Source organism: Borreliella bissettiae DN127 (assembly GCF_000222305.1).
Taxonomy (GTDB): Bacteria; Spirochaetota; Spirochaetia; order Borreliales; family Borreliaceae; genus Borreliella; species Borreliella carolinensis.
The window spans coordinates 20135-30092 of the sequence record NC_015905.1 but is presented as its reverse complement, the minus strand read 5'-3'; the positions used below and the strand labels follow the sequence as shown (position 1 = coordinate 30092).

At 27.2% G+C, this 9958-nt stretch carries 9 protein-coding genes and 3 pseudogenes; 1 reads left to right on the top strand and 11 read right to left on the bottom strand.

What is annotated here, in order from left to right; genetic code table 11:
• From BBIDN127_RS05390 to BBIDN127_RS05375, 5 genes and pseudogenes are all read right to left on the bottom strand, one after another.
• The gene (locus BBIDN127_RS05390; RefSeq protein WP_014017550.1) at nt 1-1353 is read right to left on the bottom strand and encodes a PBSX family phage terminase large subunit; all 1353 of its coding nucleotides are present in this window, start codon (nt 1351-1353) and stop codon (nt 1-3) included.
• Complete coding sequence (locus BBIDN127_RS05385; RefSeq protein ID WP_014017549.1) at nt 1350-1916, bottom strand: DUF603 domain-containing protein; 567 nt, start codon at nt 1914-1916, stop codon at nt 1350-1352. Before BBIDN127_RS05385 ends, BBIDN127_RS05390 begins: the two co-directional genes overlap by 4 nt.
• Nucleotides 1917-2108: 192 nt before the next feature.
• A complete protein-coding gene (locus BBIDN127_RS07805) occupies nt 2109-2354 on the bottom strand; it encodes a hypothetical protein (protein ID WP_233421654.1) in 246 nt (81 codons plus the stop codon).
• A gap of 9 nt (nt 2355-2363) precedes the next feature.
• Nucleotides 2364-2666 (bottom strand): annotated as a pseudogene (locus tag BBIDN127_RS07800) (DUF643 domain-containing protein); the annotation flags it as partial.
• A 206-nt stretch (nt 2667-2872) separates the two neighbouring features.
• Nucleotides 2873-3940, bottom strand: a complete 1068-nt coding sequence (locus BBIDN127_RS05375) for a hypothetical protein (RefSeq protein ID WP_014017548.1) — start codon at nt 3938-3940, stop codon at nt 2873-2875.
• A gap of 430 nt (nt 3941-4370) precedes the next feature.
• On the opposite strand from BBIDN127_RS05375, the pseudogene BBIDN127_RS05370 reads away from it, so the two are divergent.
• Nucleotides 4371-5146, top strand: a pseudogene (locus tag BBIDN127_RS05370) (tyrosine-type recombinase/integrase).
• 5 nt (nt 5147-5151) lie between these two features.
• On the opposite strand, the gene BBIDN127_RS05365 reads toward BBIDN127_RS05370, so the two are convergent.
• The 6 genes and pseudogenes from BBIDN127_RS05365 to BBIDN127_RS05340 form a co-directional block, all read right to left on the bottom strand.
• Nucleotides 5152-5577, bottom strand: coding sequence for a DUF261 domain-containing protein (locus BBIDN127_RS05365; RefSeq protein ID WP_014017512.1), 426 nt, complete (start codon nt 5575-5577; stop codon nt 5152-5154).
• Nucleotides 5578-5628: 51 nt separating this feature from the next.
• Nucleotides 5629-6938 (bottom strand): annotated as a pseudogene (locus BBIDN127_RS05360) (DUF244 domain-containing protein).
• Between the two features lie 482 nt (nt 6939-7420).
• A complete protein-coding gene (gene bdr, locus BBIDN127_RS07425) occupies nt 7421-8026 on the bottom strand; it encodes a Bdr family repetitive protein (protein ID WP_014017543.1) in 606 nt (201 codons plus the stop codon).
• Nucleotides 8027-8029: 3 nt separating this feature from the next.
• Nucleotides 8030-8608, bottom strand: a complete 579-nt coding sequence (locus BBIDN127_RS05350) for a chromosome replication/partitioning protein (RefSeq protein ID WP_014017542.1) — start codon at nt 8606-8608, stop codon at nt 8030-8032.
• A gap of 49 nt (nt 8609-8657) precedes the next feature.
• Nucleotides 8658-9407 carry a ParA family protein gene (locus BBIDN127_RS05345; protein ID WP_014017541.1) on the bottom strand — a complete coding sequence of 250 codons (750 nt, stop codon included), beginning with the start codon at nt 9405-9407 and terminating at the stop codon, nt 8658-8660.
• On the bottom strand, nt 9383-9949 hold the full coding sequence (locus tag BBIDN127_RS05340) for a DUF226 domain-containing protein (RefSeq protein ID WP_010257938.1): 567 nt from the start codon (nt 9947-9949) through the stop codon (nt 9383-9385). The genes BBIDN127_RS05345 and BBIDN127_RS05340 overlap by 25 nt, the downstream gene beginning before the upstream one ends.
• Between the last annotated feature and the right edge of the window lie 9 nt (nt 9950-9958).

Here is a 9958-nt window from a genome sequence, read left to right as displayed (position 1 = left end):
TTACAAAAATCTTTGGTTGCCAAAGTGAACACTTCTCTCTCTATATCCTAAAGACAACATCAAATATGCTGCAGATATTGCATCAAGAGCGTCATCATGGGTTTTATTATCCCCCTTATACGAATAAATATCATTAAATACAGAAGAACTGCTGTACTTTGTAATGTAAAGTTTCTTGTAAGTAAACGGCGTAATTAAAGTTGTTATTCTGCTAAATTTATTCGATTTTGGCTTAACTGGAACAATTCTAAAATATTGGCTCATATTATTTCTTAGCAACATATATTCACGAGTCAATCCACCAGCACCTTTTGTATTGTCTCTATCCTCTAAATACAGTGTATGTACATTGAAATTCTCTAAAACGGTCTTGATCATATTCATAATATAAGGGTCATTGGCTGGTCGTTGGTCTTGAAATACAAAAGCATAATACTTATCATCAACCCGCTCCATAACACATAATGCAGTGTTATCCCCCCCAACGCTAAATGCTGGGTCTAAATATGCTATTGGACTAGTAAACACATAATCCTCAGTAATATTTATTTGTGTAAAAATTGAATCAGTGCTTGCTATCCATTCACCTAGCAAAACTCTTGCTTTATATGATGGTATATCTTTATAGAGTTTCTCTTGAGTTTCTATAAATCCTTTGCTAAGTAGAACATTGTCATAAGTTGTAAAATTATATGTCTTAAAAGTCGCTATATTATCAATATAGTCGGTTTTAAAATAGTGTTCTGGATGGTCTGGATTAGTATCAAAAATAATAGTTTCTTGTCCACATCTAAGTCTTTTTAAAACTTCCTCTAATGTTTGTTTATGTAAAGTTGTAGCCTCATTCACAAAAATAAGTGCCGAATTACTACCCCTAAACCTTTCAAAATCACTTGCCTTATCTCCTCCGTATAGATTAATACGCAGTGAATCAATCAGAATATATGAATTATTTGTATGTCTTGGAATATAAGGAATTTTAAGAAGTTTGCATAGCTTTTCAAATTGCCCCAAAACATTAACTTCAACTGAACGTTGTGAATTGCCAATAATGAAATTATTGGTATCACTAGAGTATAACTTTTTATTTTCAATTAAACTTTTGAGAAAAAGATAACATGCAAGATACGTTTTACCGCTAGCTATACCTCCGCTGAGTATAATCTTCTTTTCATTATTCTTTTGAATACTTTCTATCACATTTTTTTGTTTTAAAGTTAACTGTTTTTCTTCAAACTTAGCAAAATTAATTGAGCAGTTTGTTAGCTTTACAAATTGTGATATATCAACTCCATATTTATTTTTGTATTCCTTTTGGAGTGTTGTAAAAAGTTTTGTTTGATATAAGTTCACTTGTGCCCTTTACTATTTTTGTAGTTGCTTTTGCTTTCAGCTTCATTAGCAGTTGCAAGTTTTTTAATACATTCATAGTAAAGCTCCATTTCTCTTATTGAACACTCCTTTACATATTCATCAAGCTCGCTTTTTAAAGAATCAATTTCTCCATTAACAACTTGCTTGTTTTTTTTACTACTTGCTTTATTTAAAGCGTCAATTTCGGCTCTTAAATTTTCTATTTTAGTATGCATGCTAACAAGCTCAACACTAGAATATTGCTTAAATGCATTTATAAATCCTAATTCTAAATTAGCCCGCTCTACATCCAATTCGCTTCTAACTTTCCTAGCGTTAACTTCTGATCTAAAGGTTTGCGACAAAAGGTGTTCAAAAGTATCTTCACTAATTGATAATCTAGAATCATCGTTAACAGAACTTTCTCCACTTTCCCATTTTCTCCTCATCCTCCACACATTTACCCTAGAAACTCCTAATTTATCCGCTATTTCTCTATCATCCAACGATCCTTCTCTAAAATATGCAACATAATCATCAAAAGATCTTTTAATTTTTTTCAAAAAAATCCTCTAAAATAACAAAAGTAACAATTTGTTACTCTAAATAGTAAATCAATTTGTTAATTGTTAACATAACCTATTATATTGTTGATATCTAATAAGAAGTATTTATTAGCTTTTATTGATTTAGTTCGTTGCCATTTCTAAATCAAAAATTATAGAAATAGCAGTTCATTAATTTATTATATTTTGCTAAAATTTTGCTCTATCTACAAGTTTAGAAAAATCTTTCAATTTGTTCATAAGATTACTACTTGTTAAAATTCTATTGTAATAGTAGTGTATGCTTATAAATAATATATCTTTAAATTTGTCAACCACAAGTGCTTGGTTCTGTTTTGATATTTTTTGATTTATCTTATCAAGAATAAGATAAACAAGAACTAAAAAACTAACTGAATTTTCTTCTCCTAATCTTACCAAACATTCTTCTAGCATTCCTTCCTTGTAGTTAAAATCAATCTTAGTATCTTTAAGATTTTTATATTCTTTTATTATATATTCATCTTTTAGAACTTCTTAGATACTTTTTTTGGCAAGTTCTAAAAAGTCATTTATTCTTTCATTAGCACTTTTTCCAGTTTTTCTTTTGCCTTCTTGTTCTGCTTCATAAAGGCTGTATATTTGTCTTTTTTGCTCTAAAGTTGGTTGATCAGTGCCATAGAGTTCATATACTGCCCTTTTTGTTTCTTGATCTAAATTATTATAAAAATCTAAAACTTCAAAATCTGAAACTTTATTAGCATACATGCTGACTATAGATAGCATAAAAACAAACAATATTTTGAATAATAATTTCTTCACTTTTACTCCTTAAAAAATATAACTTAAATAAGATAACAAGACTAGTAACTAGTCTTGTTTTTTATAATTTATGCTTATAAAAGCATCTATTTTATCAAAAAAAATCTTGAATAATATTTTTTTCACCTTTAATGTATAATTTTTTTTATTTACTATTTACAATCATCACTCTCTGGATCGATTAAACATTTTACAACTTTCTGAAGTTTTTCTTTATGATCACTACTTTGAAGATATTCTTTTAATTTTTTTAAAGAATCTTTTAATTTTTCTAAATCCACTTTAATATCACTAATGATTACAGTATTTTTATTTTTTTCATCATTATCCTTGCCCTCTTTTATTTTACCCCTTAATTCTGTTCTGGCTTTTTCTAGCTCATCAATAAGACTTTTAAATCCACTTTCTTCTTCAAGAAAGTCACCCCATTCAGAATAAATAGAATTACCATTTGAACGATTATCAGTAATATCATCATAAATAGCACCTGTAATTTTATCTTCAACTTCTTTCCCAGATACTACCATTCTTTCTTCAAAAGATGATTGTTGATTAATACTATTAATATCACTGATTATCTTGTCTATTTGTTTTGCTACTGTTGAAATTTTACCTTTAGTTACTCCCTCAAGAAAATTTTCACTTGATTCTGATTCTCTTAATTTTTTCCTTTTTAATCTTTCTTCTTTTCTTTTTAATCTTTCTTCTTCTTCTTTTTGATATTTTTCTATTCTTCTTCTTCTAAGCTCTTCAGCCTCTCTATCTTTAGCTTTCTCTTCTTCTGTTTTTTCTTTAATTACTGGTTTTACTACTAACGGCAATTTTGGCATTTCGGGTAATTCTGGTTTTAATATTCCTGCTATTTCTAATTTCGGTTCTTTGTTTTCTAAAGCTATAGGCTCAAGCTCAGGTTTTAATACTTTAGCATCTTCATTATCTTTTAAATCATTCTTATTAGAATCTTCTTTTTCTTCTTTATTTTCTAAATTGGCATCTTTTTTATTTTCTTTTTTACCCTTTAATTCTTCTTCTTTTAATTTTTCTGCTATTTCATATACTGTTGGATCATCTGAAACAATTCTTTCTTTTGTATCCAAAAATCCACTAACTTTTTCTTTTACATTTTGTTTTAAATCTTCACCGCTTCTTGCATAATACTTGCAAGAACTTATCAGTGCAAAAACAGCACAAATAATTAACATTCTCATTTTTCCATTCATAAGTTACTCCATAAGTCCTAATATTAGCACAACACCTAATAATTGCAATTTTTTAAAGATTTAACTATTTGATTTTGTTACATTCAGCTGTTACATATTAACAAAACGCAAATGTAATTTTAATTAAACTGCAAAAATCTCTCCATTGCAAATGCACCGCCCATTACAAAAGACTACAAAACACATACAAATTAAATTCCAGAGTCTTTGCTATAAATCAGCTAAAGTATATAGTCTTTCTCAGCCGACACCCTCAGAAACTGCCCATTCTGTTTATCACAGCCACTCTAAAACCCAAATTTCTCTTGCAATGAGAACTCCAAAAATTTGACTAAAATTTTTTGTTTTTGCTACAATATAAATTACATTTTTTATCTATTTTTATTACTTTTACTTAATTTAAAAGTAACACCTAGAAGGAGCTTGTCTTATGGACATTAATAATTATTTTAATTTAAATAATTACAATATTGATTCTATACTCAAACTAATACAGGAGTATCAAAAAGTAGTAAATGAAAACAAAATTCTTAAAAACACCTAAAAATTTCTTCTAAACCAAAAAAAGAATCCTCAAAACCAACTCCTAAGTTTTATTTGACCCCAAAAGCTATCAAAATAATTGAAAAATGCGTTAAAACATTAAAACAAATTGACCCAATTTCTGGTTGGTTCCTACATTTACTCGCAATAAGTGGGTGCAGGGGTGCCGAAATTCAAAAAGTAAAAATGCAAGATATTACTCCCTTGCTCAGCAAAACTAGAGAAACTTTTTACAATATAAAAGTAAATATAGCTAAAAAAAGGAATGTCACTTGTATTAGAGAAATTGTTATCAACTCAGAAGAGTTCGAGGCTATCCAATCCGCTCACGAAAATTATTTTAATGAAAAAAATCTTGACTCACGGCGTACTTATCTTTTCCAAAAAACCAAACATAAGTTTAAAGATAATCAAATTGATATTATCAATATTTCTAGAAAATTTAAAAATCTTCTTAAAAAATCCGGATTTCGCGCTAATAAATCGCTCCATTTATTTAGAAATTTGTTTATTTCATATTTAAAATCTAATGGATATAACTCTTTCCAAATTAAAGAGCTTATGAAATATCATTCAACTTCCGAAATTGATAATATTTACGGGCTCTCTGCTGCTAACAAAATTCACGCTTATAAATGCATGAAAAATAATCTTAGGCTTTAAATAAACTACTTTAGCCTAAATATACGCTTTGAAGTTACTTTAAATATTTTCCCACGTGGCTTCAAGTCAAGTGAATCATATAATATTTCTTTATTTTTTGTTGCTATAAAGTGATACCCATTAACCTTATCAATTTTAACTTCACTTATTTCAAATTCATTTGCTGCACCCAAATAATTTAAAGACTCATATCTTACACTACTTCTAATTCCATAGTAATTAAGTATCATACATGGATTTATAATAAAACAATTACTCTTAATGTAGCCAAGTCCTATAAATCTATAATACGCTGTATTTATATCATATGCATTAAATTCACGCTTCTTAAATAAACTTGTATAATAATGTAGACACAAAAAGTAACAACCCCATTTTTGTATCTCTGGCCTTAAAGTTCTATTGTCTTGTTTTATTTTATTAATAATCATTGATTTCCTCTCCTATATTAAATTCTTTCTTTAATTTTTTAGTGCTCCCATTCACATGGGGACACTGACATTATTTGCAAATGCTATATTGCTTGGGAAAAATAATGCTCCACTTGTTGGAAGCAATCCCCTTAATCTATCTGATATTGCCCTTTTCTTAGGATCAAGAGTAAACACAAACTCTCCAAATCTATAATTTAGCTGCTCAATTAGTGGACATGTATTCGTAATATTGTAAATTAGCATCTTCAGCCTATCTTTATAAGGCTTTTCTCTTTTTTTATTTTCGTTTTGAATTCTATTTAATTCTTTCTGTATACTATCAATCTCCATTAGATCACACGCAAGATTTTCAGCAGCTTGATTATCCCTAATTTCAAGGTCTACACAATCAACATATTCTACAAATTCTTTTGCCCAATCAAACTCAACTCCAGAATTATAAAAATCGCTCCTTTCTACTAAATCTTCCACCAGCTTTATAAACGTTTCCTCATTAAAATTGTGTGCCATTAAGTATTCCTCTCTATATTTACTATAAATATCTTTTTTTAAATTTATAATTTCTAATTCACATTTATTAACAAATTCAAACACTTTTGATATTAAGTCCTCATTTCTCTTAATCTTACAGTTAACTGGTGCTGCATCGATTAAAAAGAATAAATTACAATACTCAAGCCCAGTACATGCTAGCTGCATTTGTGCCTGCACATAGTATTTGAAAAAATATTTACTACTTAAAAAATTTCTATTTTTATTGTACTCAGCAATAGCACTGCTCATATAATGAGAGTCGCTATTTTTAATTTCTAAAAGCTCTAAATCACCAGCATTATTGATAAACCATCCATCAATTGTTGAGCCTACTAAAGTTTCTACACTTCCCATTTTTTTAAAATAGTTATACTTATCAACTCCATTGGCATATTTGTTTTTATACAAAACATCAATATTATCACCGTATGCTTTAACAAATTCTCTAATTCCTTACCCTTGAGCATATACAAATTCTCTTCAAAAGGCATACTTATTCCAAAATATTTAAGCACTCTATTCATCATTAAATCTTTTAGCCCTGCACCTCCAATCAAAACATTGCCTACTTCACTAGCACCGTATCTATCAAGTTCATTTCTTTGTACACTAAAATCAATATTTCGATTAAATCTAAAACACTCTTGACTACTTATTCCGGGTAATTTCTTACCTATCTTGCTTAATTTACTTTTTTCTTTAATGGGAGAAGATTTTTCCTCAAATATTTCACATCCAGTAAAACTTTGTTGTTCAACACTTATCATTTTGAGCTCTCCTTGAATATTATTTTGTGGGTTATTATTGTTTGAAAGATTTTCCATCTTTTTCCTCCTTTATTTAGTAATAAATATAAGTATATAGCAAAAACTATTTTTGCCAACTTCTTTACAAAAATTTTTACAAAAAATAGTTGGGCTTACTTAAATTCTCTTGTTAAAGAACTTAGCTAAACCCAACTTAATTGGATTTTTTTGATAGCAATACACTTTTTTAGCTATTCACATACATATATATAACAAAAACTATTTTTGTCAACTTTTTACAGAAATTATTATAATTAATAAAAGCTTGATTATATTCTTTTGTTAAAGAACTTAATAAAGCCAGGGTTTAAACGAATTCACTTATTAAAAATTATATAAATAAGCTTTTCAAAAATTGAGTTGATTCTAATTTATAATTAAAATCAATTTGTATTTGTTAAAATAAAAGAACCTATTTAAATTCTCTTGTTAAAAAATTCAAATAAGTTCTACTTTAAAGCTATATACTAACTTATTACTTTATAAAATTTTAATCATTCTTAATTTAAAAAATACTTATTGAATATAGAATAGATAATTGGAGCAAGCGTTATTCCCATTATTAGAATTACTTGTATTGTTCTATTGCTTGCAGCAAGTTCGTTTTTCAAGCTAGATATATCCTTTTGTAAGGTTTTTTCTACACTATCTATTTTAGTATTCAAACTAGATATATCTTTTTGCAAAGTTTTTTCTACATTATCTATCTTGGTATCTAAACTCTCTATTTTGGCATTTAAGCTCTTTTCTACATTGTCTATTTTGGCATCTAAACTATCTATTTTAGAATTAAGTTCATTTTTAACACTATCTATTTTAGAATTAAGTTCATTTTTAACACTATCTATTTTAGAATTAAGTTCATTTTTAACACTATCTATCTTAACATTTAAATTCTTTTCTACATTATCTATCTTAGTATCTAAACTAGATATGTCTTTTTGCAAATTCTTTTCTACATCAATTATTTTCTCTTTTAAAGATTCGAAGTTGTAATTATCATTATGCAAAAAAACAAAATCTATTGCTTCCTTGCTAAACCCTATATTTAAAAATTCGTTTTTTATACTTTCTATGTTATATGTTTTGTATGCTAAATTGTTCATAGGTTATCCTTTTAATTGTTTATACATTTTTAAAAGTTTACTAATCAAATCTTTTTGATTTTCAAAAATCTCTTGCATCATAAAACTTGTAAATTTAGCATTACTTTTATAAAAATCATAACTTTCTTGAGTTTTAAGTTGAAATCTTAATGGTTTTATTGAGTTTTGTTTAGATTTTTTCAATACTGGACTTTCTTTATCTTTCAATACACTTAATATTAATCTAAATCCATTATCTAATACATATTGTTCCTCAATAACCCCTGCTTCTATTGCATTGGCAATTTTTAAATAGTTATACGCTTGAGTTTTTGCAACGTCATAATCCTTTATAAAAGCATCGAAACTTTTGTATCCATCAAGTTTATAGTATTCATTATCTTTAATTTCTTTTAAGATTTTCATACATTCTACTCTATTAGAAACTCCTTCTCTAAGGTTTACATATAATTTCTTTTTCAAAGTATTATAACGATCTGTTTCAACATCATTTTTACTAACATTAGAAGAATCTACAAGTAATGCATTCCCCTCAGAATCAATATCCCTTTTATTGATTATTAATTTTGTATTATTTTTCATAACAAGCCTCCTTAATTATAAGTTCATCGCGTTGAACTTATAATTAAAATTATTTTAATTTTGTATAAAAATTCATTAATGAATTTTTATACTCTTTTATATAATCCATTTGAAAATCAAAAGAAGAATTACTAGCAATTCTTCTATTTAAATCTTCTCTTTCTGATATCATTCCCAAAAAATTTTCTTTGGAATTCAGCATTTCCAACAATTGCTTATGTGTATTATTTTTCTTAAATCTCGTTATTATAAAATAAGTAGGCAATTCTATACCTATTTTTTTCATAAAAAATTTCAAAAGGTCAAAACTTTCAATTGTCCATTTTTCTGCTGTCAAGGGGACAATTACATTGTTACAACAAACTAAAGCATTAGTTAAAGTAAAATCCAAACTTGGGGGAGTATCAATTATAATAAAATTATATCCAACATCTATATGTTTAAGCTCTTTTTTTAATCTAAATTCATCAAAAGTGTGCTTATAACCAAAAGCATTTATACTGTGTAAAGTCAAATAACTAGGTATTAAATCTAAATTATTCGCTACATTAACGATTGATCGATTAATATCTAATTTTTCTATTAAAACTTCATATATATTATTTTTTCTTAAATCTATACTGGATTTTTGTATATCATCATAATAATAACTAGTGGTGGATGCTTGAGTATCTATATCTATTAATAATACCCTATATTTTTGAGCCAATAAGGTTGCAAATATAATAGCACTTGTGCTTTTACCAACACCGCCCTTGATTGACGCTATTGTTATTATTTTAGGTTTTTTATTATCCATTTGATTAACGGTCCTTGCTCTGGGTATTTTTTCCCATAAAATTTATATACTTGTTGTTCTAAATCCGTAAACATACTAAATAAAACTTTGTTGTAGTGATTATTTGTTCTTTTTTTATCTAATAAACGATATAATCCCTTGAAATAGCAGAAAACACTTCCGGCTTTAAATCTAAATTCCATATAATATGCCCTTGCTAATGCATATGCTTTTCTAGTCCCATTTATTTGATACTTTATTAACGGTTTTTTAATTGGTTTTCTATAACCATAAAAAATGCCAATAAACTTGTCTCCTTCTTTAATTGGGTACAAGTGAGTTTCTTCAACAATTCTTTCTCCATTAAATAAAGCCCTCAATGATAGCCTAAATTCGTGTTTTTTCTCATAAACTCCAAATTTGTAAATGTCCATCATTATTTTTGTATGGTACATTGCTTTCCCATTTTCTTTTTCAATTAAAATAAAGCGTTCTTTATTTTGGCATTCAACTTTACATTTGCCTTTTTTTACAGTTTCAATAGGTTCTGGTGCATTTTCCATATTTAAATC

Excerpts from the sequence above, each read along its gene's own strand:
- BBIDN127_RS05375 (WP_014017548.1), bottom strand. The coding sequence starts at position 3,940 with ATGAATGGAAAAATGAGAATGTTAATTATTTGTGCTGTTTTTGCACTG.
- bdr (WP_014017543.1), bottom strand. The coding sequence starts at position 8,026 with ATGAACAATTTAGCATACAAAACATATAACATAGAAAGTATAAAAAAC.
- BBIDN127_RS05365 (WP_014017512.1), bottom strand. The coding sequence starts at position 5,577 with ATGATTATTAATAAAATAAAACAAGACAATAGAACTTTAAGGCCAGAG.
- BBIDN127_RS05340 (WP_010257938.1), bottom strand. The coding sequence starts at position 9,949 with ATGGAAAATGCACCAGAACCTATTGAAACTGTAAAAAAAGGCAAATGT.
- BBIDN127_RS05350 (WP_014017542.1), bottom strand. The coding sequence starts at position 8,608 with ATGAAAAATAATACAAAATTAATAATCAATAAAAGGGATATTGATTCT.
- BBIDN127_RS07805 (WP_233421654.1), bottom strand. The coding sequence starts at position 2,354 with ATGCTAGAAGAATGTTTGGTAAGATTAGGAGAAGAAAATTCAGTTAGT.
- BBIDN127_RS05345 (WP_014017541.1), bottom strand. The coding sequence starts at position 9,407 with ATGGATAATAAAAAACCTAAAATAATAACAATAGCGTCAATCAAGGGC.